The sequence below is a fragment of the Marinirhabdus gelatinilytica genome, assembly GCF_003353425.1.
Taxonomy (GTDB): Bacteria; Bacteroidota; Bacteroidia; order Flavobacteriales; family Flavobacteriaceae; genus Marinirhabdus; species Marinirhabdus gelatinilytica.
The window spans coordinates 216,867-238,373 of sequence record NZ_QRAO01000001.1; the positions used below are offsets into that span (position 1 = coordinate 216,867).

Sequence of the window (21,507 nt, forward strand, 5' to 3'; positions counted from 1 at the left end):
TGAAATAGCAAAATGGAGATAGAAATTACTTCAATCTTTCATATTTGTTGTTTAATGGGGATACTAATCCATAAACTTTTACAAAACGAGGGATGTTCTGCAAAACGTCCCTTTTTTTATTCTCTATTATTAGCTTTTACTCTTATATAAATTCCTGTTTATTCTTATCTCATAATAAATGTGGCTCTTCAAATAGAGCCACATTTGTATTAACACCTTCGAAATTTTACGATCCGCACATCAAGCAATCTTCGTCATTCTCGGCCGCGTTCTTGGATTGTTCCATGAGATCGCGCAGTTCTTTTGCCGTGAGTGGCTTGTCGTTTACAGCCTTGGTTGCCGTAACCGTTGCCGTAGCAGCTTCGGTTGCAGGTACAGGTTGTTCTTTTTTGTTGTTCTTGAGCGTAAACTTAATCGCATCTACAGCGCTCTTGGTACGCAGGTAGTACATTCCTGTTTTTAGGCCGCTCTTCCATGCGTAAAAGTGCATAGAGGTCAACTTTGCCATATTCGCATTTTCCATAAACAGGTTGAGCGATTGTGATTGGTCTATAAAGTAGCCTCTGTGGCGGGACATATCAATAATGTCCTTCATACTCAACTCCCAAACGGTTCTGTACAGTTCTTTCAAATCCTGTGGTATGGCCTCCACACCTTGGATAGAACCGTTGGCACGCATAATTTCCTCTTTTAGGTCGTCGTTCCATAGGCCTAATTCTACCAGGTCTTCCAACAGGTGCTTGTTCACTACAATGAACTCACCAGAAAGTACACGCCTGGTGTAAATGTTAGAGGTGTAGGGTTCAAAGGCTTCGTTGTTCCCAAGGATTTGAGAGGTAGAAGCAGTAGGCATAGGTGCTACCAACAGGGAGTTTCGTACTCCATTCTTTTTTACGTCCTTACGTAATTTTGCCCAGTCCCAACGGCCGCTCAATTCTTCATCTTTTATGTTCCAGAGATTGTGCTGGAACATGCCTTCTGAAATTGGAGACCCTTTGTAGCTCTCGTAAGGGCCATCTTGTTTGGCTTCTTCCATAGAGGCAGTAACTGCTGCGAAATAGAGCGTTTCAAAAATCTCTTGGTTCAGTTTTTTGGCCTCGTCGCTGGTAAACGGCAACCGTAGCTTAATGAACGTATCGGCCAATCCCTGAATTCCCAAACCAATGGGGCGGTGGCGCATGTTACTGTTTTCGGCTTCTTTTACAGGGTAATAGTTTCTATCTATCACCTTGTTCAGGTTTTTGGTCACCCGCTTTGTTACCTTGAAGAGTTCTTTATGGTCAAACTCTCCATTCTTAATAAACATGGGCAACGCAATGGAAGCAAGGTTACATACCGCTACCTCATCTGGTGAGGTATATTCCATAATCTCGGTACAGAGATTGGACGAACGGATGGTTCCCAGATTTTTCTGGTTGCTCTTACGGTTTGCCGCATCTTTGTACAACATGTAAGGCGTTCCCGTTTCAATTTGGGATTCTAAAATTTTCTCCCACAATTCACGAGCCTTGATGGTCTTTCTTCCTTTGCCTTCAGCTTCGTATTTTGTGTATAGTGCCTCAAACTCTTCAGAATGCACATCGCACAGCCCAGGACATTCGTTAGGGCACATCAAGGTCCATTCCCCGTCTTCCTGTACGCGTTCCATGAACAAATCTGAGATCCACATAGCGTAGAAGAGATCTCGGGCACGCATTTCCTCCTTACCGTGGTTTTTCTTCAAATCGAGGAAATCCATGATATCGGCGTGCCAAGTTTCCATATAAATAGCAAAGGACCCTTTACGTTTTCCACCCCCTTGGTCTACATACCTTGCCGTATCGTTGAACACACGGAGCATAGGTACGATACCGTTGGAAGTACCGTTGGTTCCGGCAATGTAAGACCCCGTTGCGCGAATGTTGTGGATAGACAACCCGATTCCCCCAGCAGATTGTGAAATTTTAGCCGTTTGTTTCAGCGTGTCGTAGATACCGTCAATACTGTCGTCCTTCATGGTAAGCAAGAAACATGAGGACATTTGTGGTTTTGGCGTCCCACTGTTGAACAATGTAGGCGTTGCGTGTGTAAAGTACTTTTTGGACATAAGCTCATAGGTTTCTTTTGCCGCAGCGAGATCGTTCATGTGAATCCCTATGGAAACACGCATGAGCATGTGTTGTGGACGCTCGGCTATTTGTCCGTTCAATTTCAGCAAATAAGAACGTTCCAAGGTTTTGAAACCAAAATAATCATACCCAAAATCTCGATTGTAGATAATGGTAGAATCCAGCTCGTCCGCATTCTCCTTTATTACTTTGTACACCTCATCACTCAACAAAGGTGCTTTTTTTCCGGTACGTGGGTTTACATATTCGTACAGGTCTGTCATTACCTCAGAGAATGACTTCTTTGTATTTTTATGTAGGTTAGAGACGGAGATACGTGCGGCAAGACGGGCATAGTCCGGATGTGAGGTGGTCATAGTGGCGGCGATCTCTGCGGCCAGATTGTCCAATTCGCTGGTTGTTACGCCGTCGTACAATCCTTCTATCACTCTCATGGCCACCTTTACGGGGTCTACGAGTTCGTTGAGGCCGTAACACAGTTTACGTACCCGAGAGGTAATCTTATCAAACATAATGGGCTCTTTGCGGCCGTCTCTTTTTACTACATTCATTGTTCTTGCTTTTTAGGGTTTCTTATTGTTTATTCTGAAAAAGGGTGCTTGTGCGTGTTTTATAGAACACACATTATCAGCATATTAATGTCGAAAAGCCGCTTGTTGGGGAGCAAGCGGGACCTTTCTAAAAATCTGCGTCGAAACTAATCTTGTTACTTTCTTTGTCTTTGTTTGTCACGCCTGCTTTTTGATACTCAGAAACACGCTTCTCGAAGAAGTTGGTCTTTCCTTGTAGGGAAATCATATCCATAAAGTCGAATGGATTTGTGGCGTTATATTCTTTCTCGCATTCCAGTTCTACCAAGAGTCTATCGGTAACAAACTCGAGGTATTGGGTCATGAGTTTAGCGTTCATCCCTATTAAACTTACCGGGAGGGACTCTGTGATAAACTCTCTCTCGATATTTAGGGCATCTACTATAATTTCACGAATGCGCTCTTTAGGTACTTTGTTCACCAAATGGTGGTTGTGCAGGTGTACGGCAAAGTCGCAGTGCACGCCTTCGTCACGGGAGATCAACTCGTTGGAGAAGGTAAGTCCTGGCATCAGGCCTCTTTTCTTTAACCAAAAGATAGAACAGAATGCTCCAGAAAAGAAGATTCCCTCTACCGCTGCAAAAGCGATCAAGCGCTCTGCAAAGCTTGGGCTGTCTATCCATTTCAGCGCCCAGTCTGCTTTTTTCTTGATGGCCGGGAAGTTTTCTATGGCGTTAAAGAGTTTATCTTTTTCGGCTTCGTCCTTCACGTAGGTGTCGATAAGGAGCGAATAGGTCTCGCTGTGGATGTTCTCCATCATGATCTGGAAACCATAGAAGAATTTTGCTTCGGAATACTGTACTTCGTTCACAAAGTTCTCGGCCAGGTTCTCGTTTACGATACCGTCGCTGGCAGCAAAAAACGCAAGAATATGTTTAATGAAATAACGTTCGTCGTCACTCAACTTATCTTTCCAGTCTGTAAGATCTTGGTGCAGGTCTATCTCTTCGGCCGTCCAAAAACTGGCTTCCGATTTCTTGTACCAGTCCCAAATGTCATGGTGCTGAATTGGGAAGATTACAAATCTGTCTTTATTCTCTTGTAAAATGGGTTCTACTGCGCTCATTGTCCTTTCGTTTTTAAAATTTGGAAAATTTTCCCGTTACTAGGGACTAACAAATATGGAAAAAAATGCTTCCAAAAACTGAGGAATGCGATCATGGTTTTCAACAAAGTTTTCAACATCACGGTTTTACGGCTGTTCTTATTGTTTTGTTAATTATATGTCTTAAACAATTGATTTTCAATTTATTATAATTTTAAAAAACGGTTATCAACAAAATTGGATTTGGCCGTTAAAAACCCTCGAGGGGGTATATAGAATAGTGTCTGGATACGGTTTTTGGGTTGAAATTATCAACAGTAATTTTCAACAAATTTTAAGGTTGAAAATTTTGAAAAAAAAGTTTCAGAAAAGCAGATTGAGGTTTTTTCTTACGCTAAAAAATTAAAAAAGCGGACCGGGAATTACTCCCCGATCCACTTTCAGCAATTATTATGAAAAAGGATTAACTACTGTTTTACTACTTTATAGGTTCCAACTTGCGATCCTGCTATGACCTTGAGCACATAAACGCCCGAGGCCAAATTGCTAGTGTTCACCGAAATAGCATTGGCGTTGTCGTTGTTGTGCATCGTGAGAACCTTTGCTCCCGTTATGCCGTATATCTCTACGCTATCCAACGGTGTGCTGGCCTGTACGTTAAGTATATTGCTTGTTGGGTTGGGAAAATATGTAAGACCGATAATAGTGTTTTGAGCTACGGTCAATACCTCCGCACGAGTGTCAAAAAACAGTCCATAGCCAAAACCACTGTTGGTACCGGCAAAGGCCATACAGGGTTCTTGGTCTGCCGTTTCGGCCACGACCGAAGGGAATCCATCAAACACATCTACAGTTGTATCTGCCACTGGTTCAAAAGTATCGAAATTGGCACCGTTGAAATTTAGGTGCCTGTTCACGCTGTTTTCAGAATTATCAATATTATCCCTAACATACGTAAACCGTATATCTTCAACGCCTACTTCTCTCCGTATCCAACCATCGGTATGCGCAATGTTCCAATTGGAACCGCCAGAAGAAAAATTTGAGAACACACTGAATGCACCGCCACTTTCTTTTAAGTAGCCTACACCACTAAAGTTTCCTGTAGAGCCATCTGCCCTATCGCTGGCCCACACTACTACTTTCTCACCATCTGCTATGGACAACCTTGCTGCCCTAACGGTTGGGTTTAAGGTTTCCCTTACGTTACCCATCTCCAATGTTTCGCGAGGATTCCAAGCGGTAGGATCGTTAAATACCTCGTTTGAGTTTACATATAAATTTCCTGTAACACCTCCTGTATAGGTTACAAAAGCGTCTCCGGCCCTAGCGTAAGCAAAGTCTACTTGGTCGCCACAAACTCCATCTACAGACACCTCATCTACCCAGTTAAATCCATATTCGCCTGCGGTACTTCTTGCTGAAAACACTTCCGTGGGGCAAAATCCGTCTTTCAAATAGGTTGCCAATGCACGCATACTAGCGGTATCGGTTGGGAAATTTCTGTCCACGGCAAAATCTGCCACATCGCTCGCCACCGAGTCGAAAGTAAAGGCTGCTGTAGCCATATCCCATCTACCAACTTGAAACAATCCGTTATCGAACATAAGGAACGCCAATATATATTGGTCTCCCGTACCATCGAGTGAAAGGAGCTGTATCTTACGAATGGGATCGAAAGCTTCTTGTGTATCGAACAGTGACCATGTAAGGCCATCATCGGTAGATCTATAGATATATATCTTATCTGAAGTCCCTCCAAAGTCTAACTCATTTTCGTACATACCTATGTACAGATCGCCTGTGTTTAGGGTAGCCGTCATATCCAGTCCATCCACAAAATCATCTCGAATCAAGATATCATCTCCCCAATCCCTGGTTGGCAAAAGAGGCTCAGGGCGCTCTATAGTTTCACTGGCCACATAAGGTGTTGGCCCTTCTCCCAGTCTTTCGTATTTAGGGGCATTTGTAGGTTTGTACAGGGCACCAATTTCTGGGTCTACAGCGGTCCAGCCATCCTTTATGGCAAGCCTGTTTGCCTCAATTTGTTGGGCCGTACCGTTCTCAGCCAAATAGCGTTCTTGCTCAAATAGGTTTTCTAAGTGAGCTGTACGTGCCGGGATTTGTATGGTTTGGCCAGCAGCATCTGCATTTACTTGTTGTGCTGTCGTGGCCAAAACGCCTAACAAGCACAATGATAATGTAATTAATTTTTTCATGATTTCTAAAAATTTATGTTTTAAATGTCCCTACTCTTTGTTGGGCTTTTCGGGTTGCGCCCCAGTAAGCTGCATTGTGGGTTCAAAAGTAGGGTGGCACAATATTTTAAATCGAAGGTTTTCACTCCAAAAAACCAGGTGGAACAGCTGTTTTCCAAAGGGTTAAAACACCCTCACTTTTAAAAACAAGCTTAGATTAGAGCGCTATCCTACTCAATGAACATGCTAAAAGTAATAGCGATAGTGGAGGGGGGATGAGATATATGTGCCAAACAATACAACAAATGTAACAACACAAAAAAACCGAAAGCGTTTAACTTTCGGTTTGGTTATAAAAAGGGGTGTCGTTGTGGCTATCCCAGATCGTCAAGATCCAGATCGTCAATGGCGTCCCAGGTTTCATCTACATCCATATTGCTGCCATTGGCCTGTATGTAAAATCTTTTGCCATACATTAACTGTATGTTGGTCCTATTGTTGTTCTTTCTGTATTCTTCAATAGCTTTAATGTCGCCTTTTTTTACGGTTCGCTTGGTCTTGTTCTCGTCTTCTTCTTCCATATCCATAGACAGCATCATACGTATCCCTGCGGTGGCAGATGCGCCCATCTCGCCCGCACCATCCAAAACGTTCACTTTAAAAGTCTTGCTTTTGTCCTCGTTGCTATAGGTGCCCTCAATACTAGCTATTTTAATGTATGCGGTTTGTCCTGCCTTGTAGCCAGTACGTTTCATTCCATTAATCTCATCTGGAAGCCACTCTTTCATTTCTTCATTGGTAAGGGGCTCTACGGATTGCAGTTCTTTTATATCATCGCCCATTTTGTTGAGCTCTTTAGTAGCCTTCACGGTATTGGAGACTCCATCTTTGGCTTCCTTTATTTTTTTGGAAACGGGATTCTCGCAGGCAAAAAGAGTTGCAAGTACTAAAGAAAGGGTCAGTAATTTTTTCATTGTAAAATATATTTTGGTTACTATTTACAGCTAATATACTAAATATCAAATACATGAAATCTACCCAAATGGGTAATTTCATTCATAGTAGTGATTTGTCGTGTAGTTACTGGATGTGCTGCGCCACCTTTTCCAATTCGGCATACCAATGTTCGCCAAACCTGCGCACCAGGGCGTCTTTTACAAATTTGTACACAGGGACTTGGAGTTCTTTACCCAAGGTACAAGCATCGTTACATATAGGCCATTTGTGGTAGTTCACTGCTGCAAACTCACTATAATCCTGTACTCGAACGGGATATAGATGGCAGGAAATGGGTTTCTTGAAAGTTACCTCTCCAGCGTTGTAGGCATCCTCTATACCACAACTGGCGGTACCATTTTCGGTAAATGTAACGTAGGCACATTCGGCACCGTTTACAAGAGGTGTTTCAAGTTCGTCCTTTGGTGAGACTATGTGTGTTCCCTGCGCTTCTATTGCAGCAATTCCCTCAGGACGGAGAAAGGGCTTCACTTTTGGATAAATTTCCTTGAGGGTAACCACTTCTTCCTGGGTTACAGGGGCCCCAGCCTCTCCCTCTATACAGCAAGCTCCTTTACATGCGCCAAGGTTGCACACAAATTCCTTCTCGAGGACATCTTCTGAAACTATTGTTTTACCTAGTTGAAACATGCTGCAAAGCTATGCTTTTTGAAATCGAAATCGAAATCGAAGCTGAAAATGAATCTGAAATGAAATTACCCCTTAAAGGGGGGGGGGTTAGAGCAATGTTCGCCCCAATTCCAAAAATAAAACAACCTTTAACACACTTTAAGTACCTATAACTTTAGACACTCTACTAAAAAGACTAATTTTGCAAACTGAAACAACTTATAAAAACCCGTGCTTGACGGATTCGTATGGACTTCAATTTTAAGGAAATAGCAACGGCCACCATGGTACTTTTTGCGGTAATCGATATTATTGGGAGCATACCAATTATCATTTCGCTCAAGGAGAAATCTGGCACCATAAAGAGCGGACGTGCCTCTATTATCGCGGCTATCGTACTTACTGTGTTCTTGTTCATTGGTGAGGAGATCCTGAAACTCATAGGCATAAACGTTTATGAATTTGCCGTAGCGGGTGCCTTTATCCTATTTTTTATTGCGCTGGAGATGATCCTTGGTATAAAACTGTTTAAACAGAACGACACCAACCTGGAAATGGCCACGGTGTTCCCCATTGCTTTCCCCATTGTAGCAGGGCCGGGTAGTTTGACATCGCTGCTTTCCCTACGTGCCGAATTTGAACTACAGAATATCATCGTTGCCATTATCATTAATGTAATTGTAGTGTTTATTGTGCTAAGAACTTCTGGGAGCTTACAGCGTTTCCTGGGGAAAAACGGAATTGCGATCATAGAAAAGATTTTTGGGGTTATCCTATTGGCAATTGCCGTAAAGCTGTTCACATCGAACATTCAGGAATTGTTCAACTAATACCCCGATACAACTTTGTGGTTTGACTATACTCAATTTCCGTGTTACTTTTGCCTCAAAATCAAACGGCAACCTCGATTACCCAAGTAACACTAGTCGAGCAAATAGTTTTCAATTAGCTAAAAAAAGACTACATCACTATTAAAAAATAAAGCTTATACCTATGAAAATCTTTATTTACATCCTTATGGCGTTGGCAGCTGGACTGCTCGTGTATAACACTACCAAAATAGATTTTGAAGCACCGCTGGAAGGTGACAGTACCGTGGCGGTGATTTGTGTGCTGGCAGCCGCCTGTGTTATCGTATTGCTCTGGATATTGATAGCCTCTAGAACAATAAAAAAAAAGATGAAGTGATTTTGATTGGGTGGAGTTTATGAAAACCTTTACACAAAAGCATGGCTTTGAAAAACGCTCATACACTATCCATCAAGAAGAAGGGGTTGTTGATGTGCACCATAAAGACTTAAAGAAACAGCAAAAGTTTCAAATTGAACTTCTAGACATAGGTAACAAAATACAGTATGAGCAAGACAATACCCTCCCTGGCAAAATAACCCTTGTCATTTTCATCGCAATCGCGCTGAGTTGCACCATATATTATTTTTATGCCCCGCCAGACGATAAAGGCTCCATGGTAGTGGGCGGCATTGTGTTCACGGCCCTTGCCCTCTTCGGGTATTTTAAGCCCCATACGGACGATTTGATAATTGCCGGCGGGAATAAAACAATACGCCTGTTCAGAAAACAACCAAACCAAAAGATCGTTCTGGATTTTGCTAACTCCCTTATTGCTTCAGCAAATGAAAAAAGGAAAGAAATTGCAATAAACTTTACACTGGAAAAGTATGAGTTCGAGGCCAATTTAAAGTGGTTGCTTGCAAATAAAATAATTGACCAAGAAGAGTACGAGAGTTTGTTGCAGGATTACGAGATAAACAGGATTATAATGCGTCCGGGCAATTAAGAGATTAATACAGCTGTACATTACTCCCCTTCTTCTGAAATAAGCAACCCTTCCAACTCCAGTACTTTTTGAAGCATAGGATCGCCTTGGTTCAAGATAATCTCGAAGGCATTAGGGCCATACAATTGCTGTGCTATGTTTGCTTTAATAGCTTTTTTAAGGTCTTCTGAATAGGCACTTAAATCTATCCTTGCTTCCCCCAAACGGGCGTATTCAACAAAATCTTGGGCCAGTTCATCATCCACCTCGTAGCTTCGGTTAAATTCCTCGAAAGAAGCATTCTTGAAAAAATCCCTGTTCTCTTCCAAGAACTCGAACACAAAATAGCCCATATACCCACTCCTGGACACAAACTGAAGCGTCTCGTTGGCTATACTGGTATCCTTGGGTACGAATACATCTGGGATAATGCCACCACCACCATACACCACTTTACCTTTGGGCGTAACGTATTTGAGGGAATCTGCCACTTGTATGCTATCGGCACTAAGTAGTTCGCCGTTACGGTATCGTTTTTCGTAGTCGCTATAGTAGGCTTCGTTACCGTTTCCGTAGGGCTTTTGGATGGAGCGTCCCGTGGGGGTGTAGTAGCGAGCAATGGTCAATCGCACGGCACTACCGTCTCCCAAGGCCATCTCGCGCTGTACGAGCCCTTTTCCAAAAGAACGGCGCCCAATAATGGTTCCCTTGTCATTGTCCTGTAAAGCTCCGGCAACTATTTCGCTGGCCGAAGCGGAGTTTTCGTTTATGAGCACATAAATCTTTCCGTCCTCAAAATCGCCTCTTCTAGTGGCATAGCTCTTGGTTTCCTCGCCTTTTTTGTTTCGGGTTATGAGCAGTAGCTTGTCTTTACCCAAGAACTCATCCAGGATTTCTTCGGCTGTGTAAATGTAGCCGCCAGGATTGTCGCGTAGGTCCAGCACCAATCTGGAGATTCCTTGATTGGTCAATTTTTCCAAGGCATCATCAAATTCTTCGCTAGTAGTTTCGGCGAATCGGTTTATTTTAATGTAGCCCACATCATCGGCCAACCTATAGGAAGCATCTACACTTACCAAGGGGACATCCTTTCGTTTCACCTTAAAGGTAAGCAGGTCTTTTTCGCCTTTTCGGTACACCTTGAGCGTAACCCTACTGTTCTTTTCGCCTTTTAGGTATGCTGAAATACTATCCCTATTAAAATCCTCACCAAACAAAGGCCTGTCATCTGCGTACAAGATACGGTCGCCACCACGAATGCCCACACGGTCTGCAGGGCCATCTTCCAAAGCGCGTATCACGGCAATGGTATCGTTATAAGGGTAAAAGCTTATGCCTATACCTACAAAATTACCACGCATATCCTCGGCATTTTTTTCGTAGGCATCAACCGGAATGTACACCGAGTGCGGGTCCAAGTTTTCCAAAATTCCGTTTACGGTAACATCTACAATGCTATCGGTGTTCACTTGGTCTACGTACTCGTAGTCTATATAATCTATAAGGCGGTTAAGTTTGTCTTTTTTACTGTTGGTGGCAAATATTTTCTCGGTAGTGTCTTCAAAATTCAGTTTTGAGCCAATAACTACCCCCATCGCTATTGCGATCCCAAAAAGCAGGGGAAGGTAGTTTTTGTTAATGCGCATCTTTTATAGATTCAATTCTGAAAGGTGTGTTATTGTAACGCCAGCTTTCTTTAAAAATTTTACACCAGAGTTGTCTTTGTATTCGTGGTGGTACACCAATCTTTTTATACCTGCCTGGTGTATCAATTTACTGCATTGCTGGCAGGGCGACATGGTGATATACAAAGTGGCCCCTTTGCAGGATTGTGTGGAGGATGCCACCTTTAAGATAGCATTTGCCTCGGCATGCAGGACGTACCACTTGGTGTAGCCCTCTTCGTCTTCACAAATATTTTCGAAACCGCTGGGTGTACCGTTGTACCCATCACTTATTATCATTTTATCTTTAACAATAAGCGCGCCAACTTGCCTGCGCTTGCAATAAGAGAGCTTGCTCCACTCGTATGCCATGCGTAAGTACGCAATGTCGTACTGTCTTTGTTTGCTTTCCTTCATAAAAGTAGTTGAAAATGCTAAAGTAACGGGAACTAATTAGCTGATAAAAGATTGGTTGTTAAATCTTACTGAAAGTTACAGCAATGCGTTAAAAATTCCGATTTTCGATAAGCATGGGGGTGGCGAGCACCATCACCAATATTGAAACTGCGATAACCCAATACTTCTGTTTCAGTTTAAAGGTACGCTGAAAAATGTACCCAAAAACTACTACCGCTAGTGCAATGATTACCTGTGCCAGCTCAATGCCCAATGCAAATTCCAGCAGGTGTGCAAGGATATTTCCATCATTTATCATATTGAAATAACCCGCAAAGCCAAAGCCGTGGATTATTCCGAAGAAAAAAGTAAGCAGGCTGAACACCACCCCTGTCCTAACCAATGTCCCCTTAAGGGCATTACTTATGGACACCAAAGCGGTTACCAAAATGGTTGCGGGAATTAAAAATTCTATCCACCCGCTGTCTACAGAGAGTACATTGTAGCTTGCCAGGGCGAGGCTCACGCTATGGCCCAAGGTGAACATGGTAACGTGCAGCACCATCTTTCGCCAGGTTTTAAAAGTGTGGGTGGCACAAAGGGCTACGATGAAAAGTGTATGGTCGTACCCGTTCCAATCCAAAACGTGTTCAAAACCAAGGGTTACGTAGAGCCAAAAATCGGACATATTCGTTTTTTTTGTAAATTTAAGGGTATTTCAAAAAAATTACGGTTATGGGGAGAACTTTACTTTTACTTGTTTCACTACTTTTCTTTTCAAAAAGCTTTGGGCTAGATCCAGATTTAATCAATAACCAATGGCACCTCGAAAAGATAGTAGTTTCAGGTGAAGAAATAGTTCCTCCCGTAAACGAAGAACTGCCCAATGTTCTATTGTTTTTTGAAGATTCTGGCACAGGACTTAATTTTTGGTCATTCGTTTGCAATGTACTCAATGGTGTTCCTGAGTTTAGCGGTGGAGATTCTTTTTCTTTTTCAGAATTATATCAATCACTAGGGGGTTGTGACGATCCTACAAATACCCCTTTTGAGTTGCAATACTTTCAATTTTATTTCTCGAATGACATAGGCGAACCGTATGTATATGAAATTGTGGATGAAGGGATTGGCGGAATGCGTATGACAGTAACTGTGCAAAATGGAGACGTTGCTTATTATCAAAATTCTGTTTTAGGAATACACAGTGTACAAGCTATACCAATACTTATGTATCCCAACCCTGCCAACGACCAGATATATATAGAAACAGATTTGCCCTTAAACAAGCTTGAAATATACACGACAACGGGCAAGCTATTGCACTCTCAAAACAACCCGACACCGTCACTGGATATCTCGACATTGCCCACGGGACTATATTTCATGAAGGTGTACCAAGGGGACCGCGTGTCGACACAAAAATTTGTAAAAAGGTAAAATATAGAGCTCATGAAAAAATTATTACATTTTGTTTTTGCAACCTTTTTTTGCTCTACTCTATTTTCGCAAAGTCAAGGTTTTTGGTATCTTACTCATTATCTAGATTCAAATGGAAATGTAAGGCCGCTTACTTTTGTAGACCCCTATATAACTTCAACTATTGAAATAGACGCAAACACTAATTTCACTGGCACAGCAGCGTGTAATACGTTTATTGGCACGGTATCATATAATCCTACAACTTTCAATTATACCTTAACATCATTCACACATACAAATACTATATGTGAACATCCATCTCACCTTGTTTTTGAGGATGACTATTTCTCTTATTTTAACAATGCAATAGGTGATGAGATTAGTGTAATCCGCCTTTGGGATGACAATTTCGAATATGTAGAGATTGATTTTGGAAATAATAAATTGTACCAATATCGAGACTCGCCGTTAGAAATATTAAATACAGAAAAGTTTAACTCAAAAATCTTCAAAATTGTCGTTAATCAAAATTTAAAACAACTTTTAATTTTTTCAAATGCAGAAGATCTAATTGACAGTTTTGTAATTTTAAATGCTTCGGGGCAGACATTGATTCAAGAAACTGGAAGAAAATCAAGTATTGACGTGTCAACGCTCACATCAGGAGTCTATTTCTTAAAAGTTCTTTCCAAAGAAAATACTCTTTTAAAAAAATTTATAATTCTTTAATTCTTATAACAAAACATTTATATAAAAAAGCTCCAGCATAAAACTGAAGCTTTAAGATAGGGAAACTACGTAGGCTATAACTTTTCAAAGGTGAGGAAGTCTGTCCCTCCGTTACCTCCGCTTACGTCGGTTAATTCAATTTTGTTTGCGGTTACGGAGATAACATCCCAATCGTCGTTCAAATCTTCAAAATCGTTGTCTTCCGGCACAGGGAAAAAGATATTGAAATCGTCATCGTCGCTCGAGTTTCCATCGTCGTCGCTAGACGAGTTGCTATTGTCATCCAGTATCGACCAATCTCCTGTTACCGTAGTAGACCCGTTGGTTGCGGTTACAATGCCGTTTTCGCCAAAGGTAAATGTATACCCGTTAAAATTTGAAGTTTCGTCCTCATCGGTATCAAAAAAGTAGGAGATGCGCCACGTACCATCGGTTGCTATTTGCCTAATTTGGTCTGCACTGTTTTGGTTATTGGTATCGTCATTGTTGCCATCGTCTTTTGAACAGGAAAAAGCAACAAGTGCTATGGTTACCAATACTGCAATTTTTTTCATTCTTTTCATAGTTTTAAAAATTAATAGTTGTTGAAATCTTGGGTGGTAGCCAGCCTCTACAGTTTTTATTGATGCAACATTTCTCTTTCATAGTTACCTGCTCTCCAACTTGTGGGGACAATTGGGTCTCTGCACGGATTTACACGTGTTGCTTAGCACTGTTTTGAGACTGGCCTATTACACCAACCAAAAGCTTATGTATCTTTTTATTGTTTTTCAAAAATGAGCACATCGGTGCCACCGCCTCCGCCACTCACATCTTGTAATTCTACCCGAGTAGCAGATACCATAAGCACATCCCATTCGTCATTAAATTCGTTAAAGGGAGTACCGCTGAAATTGAGTAGCAGTTCATCGCCTCCAGCTAATACTTGCCATGTCCCGTTATTGGTATTAGCCCCATTGGTAGCCACTACGGTACCGGCACTATTCCAGTCTAGTGTATAGCCGGCGTAGGTTGCCGTTTGGTCGTCACCATCGTCAGTATAGGTTTCTACGAACCATATGCCTTCTGGAAGGATGGTTTCTAAATCTGTACCTCCGCCTCCGGTGAAAGGCGTTCTCTCAAAGGTCAGGAAACTCTCAGAGCCATTCCCGCCGCTTATATCTTTTAAGCGAATGATATCATTGGTCACTTCTAATACGTCCCAATCGTCGGCCAATTCGTCCAAAGGCACCGTAACGCCAAAGTTTAGGTTGAGTTCAAGCTCGGTCTCATCTCCAGCTCCTGTAGACCAGGTTCCGTTGGTGGTTCCATTGGTATCTGTAGCAGTAGCGGTGTTGTCGCTAGCGAAGTTGAAGGTATAATCTGCATAGGTTGCGGTTTCATCTACATCATCAAAAAAGTAGGTTATATACCAATCTCCCATGGTAAGGGCGTTTACTAGAGCAGCATCATTTATTCCGCCACCGCCAGTAGTACAATCACTCTCAAAACGTAGGCGGTCATCGCCCAAACGCAGATCTACTTTGCTTTCTCCAGGTGCTTGCTCAATTTCGTGGAGGTTCCAAGTATCGTTCACATCAGGTAAACCTGGAATATTAATGACCACTTCAATATCGTTTCCTGTTCCTGAAGCAGACCAAGTTCCATTAAATGTGCTTCCGTTGGTTGTTGCCACTAAATTCCCCGAGGTATCAAAATTAAAGGTGTACCCAACATACACGTCCTCAAGATCCTCATCATCCCGTTCTAGTTTATCAATTGTCCAATCTTCGCACCCTGTTAGCACATCGGTGAGCTGCTGTGGTGTACAGTTGTTACAATCATCATCGTTAGGATCGTTATTATCATCTTCGTCACAAATATCTTCGGCATCGGCTATTGCTGTTGCCAATTCAGTAAAATTATTTACTTGTATGGTCGTTCCATCAAAGAGGATTAGGGTAATAGGAAAATCGAAAGTAACTACTGTACTTGGGTCTAGATTTTCAAGAAAACTGTACAATTCCTGATCGTTGTTCAGCACAACGGTTTCAATAATTTCATTGTTTTGGTTAAAAACCGAAGCAGTAATGGGGTATACTATATCAATACATTCTATATCATCATCGGTCACATTTTCACCAGGGCACTGGAGCGCGGCGTTTTCAAGTTCCGCTTGGCTGGTAATTAAGACTTCTGTGTAATCTTGTAAAATAATGGTGATGGGGAATAGAATCTCCAAGGTGTCTATATCATCATCAAACTCATCAAAAATAGCCTCTACAATAGCTATATCGGCTTCGGTCTCTATCACTACTTCAACACCATTTGCTATTACGGTAACAGGCAGTTTTATATTAAAACAACTAGCACCGTCCAAAATATTGTCGTACGACCCATCGTTTGTTGCCGTTCGTAACAACAGGTTTGCTACAGTCCCGGCAAGCACTTCTTCCTCAGGTGGTTCAATAATTTCCATTTCCTCCTTTCGGCAAGAAAACAATGTAAGTGTAAGCAATAATGCTATTACAAATTTGTATCGTAGGATTCTCATAGTTTTTGGGTTCTCTGCTAATAAAACAACTGTGAATGTAAATATCCTGAAAAAGAGTTTTAATTTCTTTGTAGCTTTGTTCAAAATTAAGTTAAGTGCCTAAAGAATTACACAAAAATGTATGCCAGGAATCGGTTTTTGCAAAGCTTTATGAGCAGTATGCAACCAGCCTGCATGACTTTTTATACTATAAGTATGGGTTGGGCACACAAGCTAACGACATGATGCAAGAGGCGTTCGTAAGCCTTTGGGAGGCATGTAAAAAAGTCGCCCCATCCAAGGCAAGATCGTTTCTGTTTACAGTGGCCAACAATAAGGTGCTGAATGAGCTGAAGCATCAAAAAGTAGTCTTGAAGTATCAAAAAATAGCTCCAAAAAACTACACAAACGAAACTCCAGAGTTTTTACTTCGTCAGGAAGAATTCCTACAACAATACCAAACAGCGTTGGGCAATTTAACCGAAGAACAACGTGTTGCTTTCACCTTGAGCAAGATAGAAGGGAAAAAACATCGAGAAATAGCCGAGCTTTTGGATGTGACCCAAAAAGTTGTAGAATACCGAATTTACAGTGCTTTTGATGCTCTTAAAAGCGAACTGAAAAATTTCAAGTTAAAATAGTCAGGAGTTTTTAAAGGTAAGGTGTTTTATAAGTAACAATACCGTCATGGAAAAAGATTACCTACTTAAAAAATGGTTGCTCAATGGGTTGACCGAAGAGGAACAACGCACTTTTGATGCGTTGGAGGATGCGCCTCTTTACAAAGCAATAGCAGCAAGCGCATCCCACTTTAAAGCATCTCACGTTTCTTCCCCCGAAGCTTTTGAGACACTAAAGGAAAAGCTCCCCAAGCAAGAAACCGCTATAAAAAAAGTATCATGGAAAAAAACCTTGTTGCAAATCGCAAGTGTTTTGGTGATCGGTCTTGCAGTGTATTACGGCTTTTTTAATACCCAGGCAACACACATTAAAACGGTTGCCGCCCAGAAAACTACTATTTCCCTACCAGACAATTCAACAGTATTGTTAAACACAGCCTCCACCATAACCTATCACGAAGACAGTTGGGAAAAAGAACGTGAACTGCAACTGGACGGGGAGGCTTTCTTTAAGGTTGCCAAAGGGAAAAAGTTTGATGTTAAAACTTCCCAGGGTATTGTATCGGTATTGGGAACACAGTTTAATGTTAAACAGCGGGGCACCCTTTTTGAAGTAAGCTGCTATGAGGGTATAGTACAGGTCTCATACGCCAAAACAGTTAAAAAACTTCTCGCAGGAGATACTTTCCGCATAGATGCTGGAATAGAATACAGCGGCACCACGAACCATGAAGCTCCACAATGGACAAATAATAGGAGTAGCTTTAAATCGGTTAAGTTCCAATATGTTCTTGAAGAACTGGAGCGGCAGTATAACATCAAGGTGGTTTACGAAGGAGATAAACAGACCCGGTTTTTCACAGGTGCCTTTGTACAGGACAATCTAGAGAACGCCTTACAGTCGGTTACCGCCCCGTTAGGGTTAACCTATACATTTGAAGGAACCAACAAAGTGATCATACTCGATTAGTGAAAGGTATTAAAGCCCATACTTGCTTCGTTTTCCTTTTTTTATGGGGCAGCCTTTGCTTTGCACAAGACAAAATATCCCTTAAAAAAGCTATTGATGAAATAGAGCAACAACATGGTTATACGTTCAACTATGCCGAAGAAACCATTTCGGGCTATACCGTAACACAAATAGATCCTTCCCTATCTTTTGCTGAAAAAATCACACAATTAAAATCGCAAACCAAGTTGCTTTTTACCCTCTTGGGCAATAAGCTTGTTACCATTTCCTTACCAGAAAGCAATTTGGTTTGTGGAAATGTGAAAGACGAAGAGACCGGACTTCCCATCGCTTTCGCAACAGTTCAAGCTGCCAAAAAGGCCGTTGTCACAGACGAGAACGGCTACTTTAGTATAGACGCTCCACCAACCGAAAACATCAAGATCCGGTTTTTGGGTTACAGAACAGCTGAAATAACCATCAACAATCTTGAAACCGAAAATTGCAACCCTATTTTTTTATCGCCCTTGCGCGAGCAACTGGATGCAGTACTTCTTTCCTCATACTTGGTACAGGGTATGAGCAAAATGAGCAATGGTGCCGAAAGAATAGATTTTAACAACTTTACTGCGCTACCAGGGCTTATTGAGACCGATGTGTTACAGTCTGTCCAATCCCTCCCAGGGGTGCACAGTACAAATGAAACGGTTTCAAATATTAATATCCGTGGTGGCACTAACGACCAAAACCTAGTGCTGTGGGACGGTATAAAAATGTACCAGACGGGACACTTTTTTGGGCTTATTTCAGCCTTCAACCCACAAATTACAGAGCAGGTTAGCATACAAAAAAATGGAACGAGTGCAACCTTGACAGATGGTGTTTCCGGAACTATTGCCATGGAAACCGAAAAAGAAGTGAGCAATACATTTTCAGGGAGCCTTGGTGCAAGCCTTATTGATGCAAATGTGTTTCTGGACATTCCTTTGGGAAAAACCTCCTCTCTCCAAATAGGTGGAAGAAAATCCTTGAGCGACGTAGTAACTACCCCTACCTACGATGCCTATTTTACCCGTATTGCACAAGACACCGAGGTTGAGACAAATGTCGAAACTGTAAGAAACACAAATAGGTCTTTCGATTTTTATGATGTCTCGCTACGCTGGCTGTATCAAATTGGCGAGCGCGACAAAATTCGTGTCAACTTTTTGTATGTGGACAATATTCTCGCATTCAACGAAAACGCGACCATAAACAATACTGCTTTTTCTAGGGAAAGCAGTGTTGCACAAAACAGCTTGGGTGCTGGAGCACTATGGCAGCACCAATGGGGAGAGCACCTAAACACCACATTACATGTGTATGAGTCTGACTATACCTTAAGGGCGATCAACGCAAATATCTTGGACCAACAACGTTTTTTACAGGAAAACAGTGTTTCTGAAACAGGTATCAAAACCGCTGGTATCCTCTCCTTAAAGGAAACCCAAAAACTTACCTTTGGGTATGAACTTATTGAAACAAAAGTGACCAATCTAGATGATGTAGATGTCCCACTAGTACGCACCTTAGTTGCCGAAGTGGTACGAACCCACAGTGGTTTTGGGGAGTATTCCATTCGGTTTAATGATTACAAGAGCATACTAATCGCTGGATTACGCTATAATTATTTGGACAAGTTCAACGAGTCTATAATAGAACCCAGATTGCAGTTTTCCCAAAAATTCTTGGAACATTTCAGCCTTCAGGTTGCGGGCGAATTTAAACACCAGATCACATCGCAGGTAATTAATTTCCAGAATGATTTTTTAGGGATTGAAAAGAGGCGCTGGCAACTCTCCAACAATTCCACAATTCCTATCATAAAAAGTAAACAAGCATCCTTAGGTTTTAATTATAGCAACAAAGGATGGCTGTTAAGCATAGAGGGCTATTACAAGTTCGTAGACGGTATAACAAGCCAAGAGCAAGGATTTCAAAACCAATTTGAATTTGTTAAGACCAGTGGCAGTTATGAGGTTCTGGGGGCCGATGTGCTTTTCAGAAAACGGTTCAGGGATATTTCCCTATGGATAAGCTATTCTTTTATGGACAATGCCTATTCTTTCGAAAGTCTTTCCGAAACCGCTTTCCCAAGCAATTACGATATTCCGCACAGCGTAACTTTTGGTAGTACGTATGTTTACGACACGCTAAAGATAACCGGTGGGTTTAATTGGCGCTCCGGCAATCCTACAACATCTCCTGTGGAAGGGAACGAAGTTGTAGGTGGAGCCATCAATTTTGACCCACCCAATAGTGAACGTTTTGAAGATTATATAAGGGTGGATGCTTCGGCATTGTATGAGGTTTCCCTTGTAAACGCAATGTTTGAGGCTGGCATTTCGGTTTGGAATATTTTGGACCAGACCAACACCATAAGTACTTTTTATAGGGTAAATGAAAATGGCGATATTGTTGAAAACAAACAGACGTCATTGGGTTTTACACCTAATGCTGTATTAAGGGTGATTCTATAATGAAACCTCTCGTCCTTTGTCAAAGAAATAGTACTATTAACAGCATATTTTTAACATACGCCAAGCTATCTTAATTTTTTTGAAATATGAATACTGGGGTGGTGTTAAGCTATATTTATATTATATTAAAATTATCTGTTGGCTTTCAAATACAATTTCCATCTATGTACGAATAAGAGATGTTTTAAACCTAAGAGTAAAAATATAGACCAAACCAAAGGGATAGCTATATTACCGTTAAGCAAGAAAGCGGTGGAGATATTATAAACCAAGAACCCGGAAACAATTGCTACCAAAACGAAGCCAATAGCTATTTGGAAAGGTGACCAAAATTTTACTTTTTTTGGTTGTATTGCATCATTTTCAATGTTAGCCATCACTTTGTCAACAAAATACCTATCCGTTTTCACTTCGCTTCTCTCTACAATTTTTTTTAACTTTTCTTCTTTCATAGCAATGTATTTATTTCTTCTCCCAATAATAGCTTGAGTTGTTTTTCCATGTTTTTTCGGCCTCTGTGTAAATCTACCCTGATTTTAGAAACGCTATAACCAGAAATGGTCTCTATTTCCTTTAAACTCATTTCGCAAAGATAGAACAGCCGCAATACCAATGCTTCATCTGTCTTTAATTGTGCCATAGCCATCTGGATATATTTTTGTTGGTCTTTATATGCTAGTGTCTTGTCTCTGGTCTTGGTTACGGCTTGTTCTAAAATATTGGATGCTTCAATAGCTACTTTCGGTCTCTGTTTTTTTAATTCATTATAGCAGCTGTTCACAACAATACGGTACAGCCACGTTGAAAACTTTGATTTAAATTTAAACTTCTTGATGTTTTTGTAGACCTTGATGAAAACATCTTGAAGAATGTCTTCAGCCAATGGTTCGTCTCTTACAATAGATACTGCCAAAGACAATGATTTGTCCTTGTACAAATTCACCAAAATGCGGAAGGCACCTGTATCACCATCCCGTACCCTGTGAACAAGTTCAGTATCTTTATCCTTTATCCTAGTTACCAAACTTATCTCCCAAAAAGTTTGCGACAATAAGCCCTAAGCCCCCAAATAGTACAATGGTTCCCCAAATAAGCAGATCGGCTGTGGTTTCGGTTAAATCCAGCATTGTGAAGATTGATGAGACCATCAATCCTATGCCGAGGCCAATCAATATACCGCCAAAATGTAGTAATCGGCCTTTTGTAATGGCCTTTGGAGTTTGCAGTCCATTTTCTGCCATAGCTTTTCGTATAAGGTAGGTGTAGCGGGCTATAATAAATATCACTGTGGTAATGAGCAAAAAAAATACTACCCCAAAAATCACTTCCTGTGTTATTGTATTCATAACTTGAGA

General features: G+C 41.4%; 21 protein-coding genes. 8 read left to right on the forward strand and 13 right to left on the reverse strand.

Features of this window, described 5'->3' with window-relative positions; all coding sequences use genetic code 11:
• Positions 1-226 precede the first annotated feature (226 nt).
• From C8D94_RS00875 to C8D94_RS00895, 5 genes are all read right to left on the reverse strand, one after another.
• Complete coding sequence (locus C8D94_RS00875; RefSeq protein ID WP_115122024.1) at positions 227-2,659, reverse strand: ribonucleoside-diphosphate reductase subunit alpha; 2,433 nt, start codon at positions 2,657-2,659, stop codon at positions 227-229.
• A gap of 127 nt (positions 2,660-2,786) precedes the next feature.
• Positions 2,787-3,764 carry a ribonucleotide-diphosphate reductase subunit beta gene (locus C8D94_RS00880; RefSeq protein ID WP_115122025.1) on the reverse strand — a complete coding sequence of 326 codons (978 nt, stop codon included), beginning with the start codon at positions 3,762-3,764 and terminating at the stop codon, positions 2,787-2,789.
• A gap of 446 nt (positions 3,765-4,210) precedes the next feature.
• Positions 4,211-5,962, reverse strand: a complete 1,752-nt coding sequence (locus tag C8D94_RS00885; protein ID WP_115122026.1) for a T9SS type A sorting domain-containing protein — start codon at positions 5,960-5,962, stop codon at positions 4,211-4,213.
• Between the two features lie 353 nt (positions 5,963-6,315).
• A complete protein-coding gene (locus C8D94_RS00890; RefSeq protein ID WP_115122027.1) occupies positions 6,316-6,915 on the reverse strand; it encodes a hypothetical protein in 600 nt (199 codons plus the stop codon).
• Between the two features lie 106 nt (positions 6,916-7,021).
• Positions 7,022-7,588 (reverse strand): DUF3109 family protein, encoded by a 567-nt coding sequence (locus tag C8D94_RS00895; protein WP_115122028.1) that lies wholly within the window; start codon positions 7,586-7,588, stop codon positions 7,022-7,024.
• Positions 7,589-7,815: 227 nt separating this feature from the next.
• Here C8D94_RS00895 and C8D94_RS00900 point away from each other — a divergent pair, with 227 nt between their 5' ends.
• From C8D94_RS00900 to C8D94_RS00910, 3 genes are all read left to right on the forward strand, one after another.
• Positions 7,816-8,397: a MarC family protein gene (locus tag C8D94_RS00900; RefSeq protein ID WP_115122029.1), complete on the forward strand. Its 582-nt coding sequence runs from the start codon at positions 7,816-7,818 to the stop codon at positions 8,395-8,397.
• A gap of 163 nt (positions 8,398-8,560) precedes the next feature.
• Positions 8,561-8,755 (forward strand): hypothetical protein, encoded by a 195-nt coding sequence (locus C8D94_RS00905; RefSeq protein WP_115122030.1) that lies wholly within the window; start codon positions 8,561-8,563, stop codon positions 8,753-8,755.
• A gap of 19 nt (positions 8,756-8,774) precedes the next feature.
• Positions 8,775-9,365: a hypothetical protein gene (locus C8D94_RS00910; protein WP_115122031.1), complete on the forward strand. Its 591-nt coding sequence runs from the start codon at positions 8,775-8,777 to the stop codon at positions 9,363-9,365.
• A gap of 20 nt (positions 9,366-9,385) precedes the next feature.
• On the opposite strand, the gene C8D94_RS00915 is transcribed toward C8D94_RS00910, so the two are convergent.
• From C8D94_RS00915 to C8D94_RS00925, 3 genes are all read right to left on the reverse strand, one after another.
• On the reverse strand, positions 9,386-10,990 hold the full coding sequence (locus C8D94_RS00915) for a S41 family peptidase (RefSeq protein ID WP_115122032.1): 1,605 nt from the start codon (positions 10,988-10,990) through the stop codon (positions 9,386-9,388).
• A 3-nt stretch (positions 10,991-10,993) separates the two neighbouring features.
• A complete protein-coding gene (locus tag C8D94_RS00920) occupies positions 10,994-11,425 on the reverse strand; it encodes a deoxycytidylate deaminase (RefSeq protein WP_115122033.1) in 432 nt (143 codons plus the stop codon).
• A gap of 88 nt (positions 11,426-11,513) precedes the next feature.
• The gene (locus tag C8D94_RS00925) at positions 11,514-12,092 is read right to left on the reverse strand and encodes a HupE/UreJ family protein (RefSeq protein WP_115122034.1); all 579 of its coding nucleotides are present in this window, start codon (positions 12,090-12,092) and stop codon (positions 11,514-11,516) included.
• 47 nt (positions 12,093-12,139) lie between these two features.
• Here C8D94_RS00925 and C8D94_RS00930 point away from each other — a divergent pair, with 47 nt between their 5' ends.
• On the forward strand, positions 12,140-12,841 hold the full coding sequence (locus C8D94_RS00930; protein WP_115122035.1) for a T9SS type A sorting domain-containing protein: 702 nt from the start codon (positions 12,140-12,142) through the stop codon (positions 12,839-12,841).
• A 12-nt stretch (positions 12,842-12,853) separates the two neighbouring features.
• Positions 12,854-13,552, forward strand: coding sequence for a T9SS type A sorting domain-containing protein (locus C8D94_RS00935; protein WP_115122036.1), 699 nt, complete (start codon positions 12,854-12,856; stop codon positions 13,550-13,552).
• Between the two features lie 74 nt (positions 13,553-13,626).
• Here the strand turns inward: C8D94_RS00935 and C8D94_RS00940 are convergent, their stop codons facing one another.
• Positions 13,627-14,115, reverse strand: a complete 489-nt coding sequence (locus C8D94_RS00940; RefSeq protein ID WP_245946160.1) for a hypothetical protein — start codon at positions 14,113-14,115, stop codon at positions 13,627-13,629.
• 197 nt (positions 14,116-14,312) lie between these two features.
• A complete protein-coding gene (locus tag C8D94_RS15400) occupies positions 14,313-16,085 on the reverse strand; it encodes a hypothetical protein (protein ID WP_211308892.1) in 1,773 nt (590 codons plus the stop codon).
• A 95-nt stretch (positions 16,086-16,180) separates the two neighbouring features.
• On the opposite strand from C8D94_RS15400, the gene C8D94_RS00950 reads away from it, so the two are divergent.
• From C8D94_RS00950 to C8D94_RS00960, 3 genes are read left to right on the forward strand one after another with little or no spacing between them, the layout of a single operon-like run.
• On the forward strand, positions 16,181-16,705 hold the full coding sequence (locus C8D94_RS00950; protein ID WP_115122037.1) for an RNA polymerase sigma factor: 525 nt from the start codon (positions 16,181-16,183) through the stop codon (positions 16,703-16,705).
• A 46-nt stretch (positions 16,706-16,751) separates the two neighbouring features.
• Entirely contained in the window at positions 16,752-17,654 is a 903-nt protein-coding gene (locus tag C8D94_RS00955) for a FecR family protein (RefSeq protein WP_115122038.1), read from the forward strand.
• Positions 17,654-20,152, forward strand: coding sequence for a TonB-dependent receptor (locus C8D94_RS00960; RefSeq protein ID WP_115122039.1), 2,499 nt, complete (start codon positions 17,654-17,656; stop codon positions 20,150-20,152). The genes C8D94_RS00955 and C8D94_RS00960 overlap by 1 nt, the downstream gene beginning before the upstream one ends.
• Positions 20,153-20,283: 131 nt before the next feature.
• Here C8D94_RS00960 and C8D94_RS00965 read toward each other — a convergent pair whose 3' ends face one another.
• From C8D94_RS00965 to C8D94_RS00975, 3 genes are read right to left on the reverse strand one after another with little or no spacing between them, the layout of a single operon-like run.
• Positions 20,284-20,604 (reverse strand): hypothetical protein, encoded by a 321-nt coding sequence (locus C8D94_RS00965; protein WP_115122040.1) that lies wholly within the window; start codon positions 20,602-20,604, stop codon positions 20,284-20,286.
• Positions 20,601-21,176 carry an RNA polymerase sigma factor gene (locus tag C8D94_RS00970; RefSeq protein ID WP_115122041.1) on the reverse strand — a complete coding sequence of 192 codons (576 nt, stop codon included), beginning with the start codon at positions 21,174-21,176 and terminating at the stop codon, positions 20,601-20,603. Before C8D94_RS00970 ends, C8D94_RS00965 begins: the two co-directional genes overlap by 4 nt.
• Positions 21,166-21,498, reverse strand: coding sequence for a DUF6249 domain-containing protein (locus tag C8D94_RS00975; protein WP_115122042.1), 333 nt, complete (start codon positions 21,496-21,498; stop codon positions 21,166-21,168). The genes C8D94_RS00970 and C8D94_RS00975 overlap by 11 nt, the downstream gene beginning before the upstream one ends.
• Positions 21,499-21,507 lie beyond the last annotated feature (9 nt).

Coding starts and splice junctions, on each gene's coding strand:
- C8D94_RS00875 (WP_115122024.1), bottom strand. CDS start 2,659: ATGAATGTAGTAAAAAGAGACGGCCGCAAAGAGCCCATTATGTTTGAT.
- C8D94_RS00880 (WP_115122025.1), bottom strand. CDS start 3,764: ATGAGCGCAGTAGAACCCATTTTACAAGAGAATAAAGACAGATTTGTA.
- C8D94_RS00885 (WP_115122026.1), bottom strand. CDS start 5,962: ATGAAAAAATTAATTACATTATCATTGTGCTTGTTAGGCGTTTTGGCC.
- C8D94_RS00890 (WP_115122027.1), bottom strand. CDS start 6,915: ATGAAAAAATTACTGACCCTTTCTTTAGTACTTGCAACTCTTTTTGCC.
- C8D94_RS00895 (WP_115122028.1), bottom strand. CDS start 7,588: ATGTTTCAACTAGGTAAAACAATAGTTTCAGAAGATGTCCTCGAGAAG.
- C8D94_RS00900 (WP_115122029.1), top strand. CDS start 7,816: ATGGACTTCAATTTTAAGGAAATAGCAACGGCCACCATGGTACTTTTT.
- C8D94_RS00905 (WP_115122030.1), top strand. CDS start 8,561: ATGAAAATCTTTATTTACATCCTTATGGCGTTGGCAGCTGGACTGCTC.
- C8D94_RS00910 (WP_115122031.1), top strand. CDS start 8,775: ATGAAAACCTTTACACAAAAGCATGGCTTTGAAAAACGCTCATACACT.
- C8D94_RS00915 (WP_115122032.1), bottom strand. CDS start 10,990: ATGCGCATTAACAAAAACTACCTTCCCCTGCTTTTTGGGATCGCAATA.
- C8D94_RS00920 (WP_115122033.1), bottom strand. CDS start 11,425: ATGAAGGAAAGCAAACAAAGACAGTACGACATTGCGTACTTACGCATG.
- C8D94_RS00925 (WP_115122034.1), bottom strand. CDS start 12,092: ATGTCCGATTTTTGGCTCTACGTAACCCTTGGTTTTGAACACGTTTTG.
- C8D94_RS00930 (WP_115122035.1), top strand. CDS start 12,140: ATGGGGAGAACTTTACTTTTACTTGTTTCACTACTTTTCTTTTCAAAA.
- C8D94_RS00935 (WP_115122036.1), top strand. CDS start 12,854: ATGAAAAAATTATTACATTTTGTTTTTGCAACCTTTTTTTGCTCTACT.
- C8D94_RS00940 (WP_245946160.1), bottom strand. CDS start 14,115: ATGAAAAGAATGAAAAAAATTGCAGTATTGGTAACCATAGCACTTGTT.
- C8D94_RS15400 (WP_211308892.1), bottom strand. CDS start 16,085: ATGAGAATCCTACGATACAAATTTGTAATAGCATTATTGCTTACACTT.
- C8D94_RS00955 (WP_115122038.1), top strand. CDS start 16,752: ATGGAAAAAGATTACCTACTTAAAAAATGGTTGCTCAATGGGTTGACC.
- C8D94_RS00965 (WP_115122040.1), bottom strand. CDS start 20,604: ATGAAAGAAGAAAAGTTAAAAAAAATTGTAGAGAGAAGCGAAGTGAAA.
- C8D94_RS00975 (WP_115122042.1), bottom strand. CDS start 21,498: ATGAATACAATAACACAGGAAGTGATTTTTGGGGTAGTATTTTTTTTG.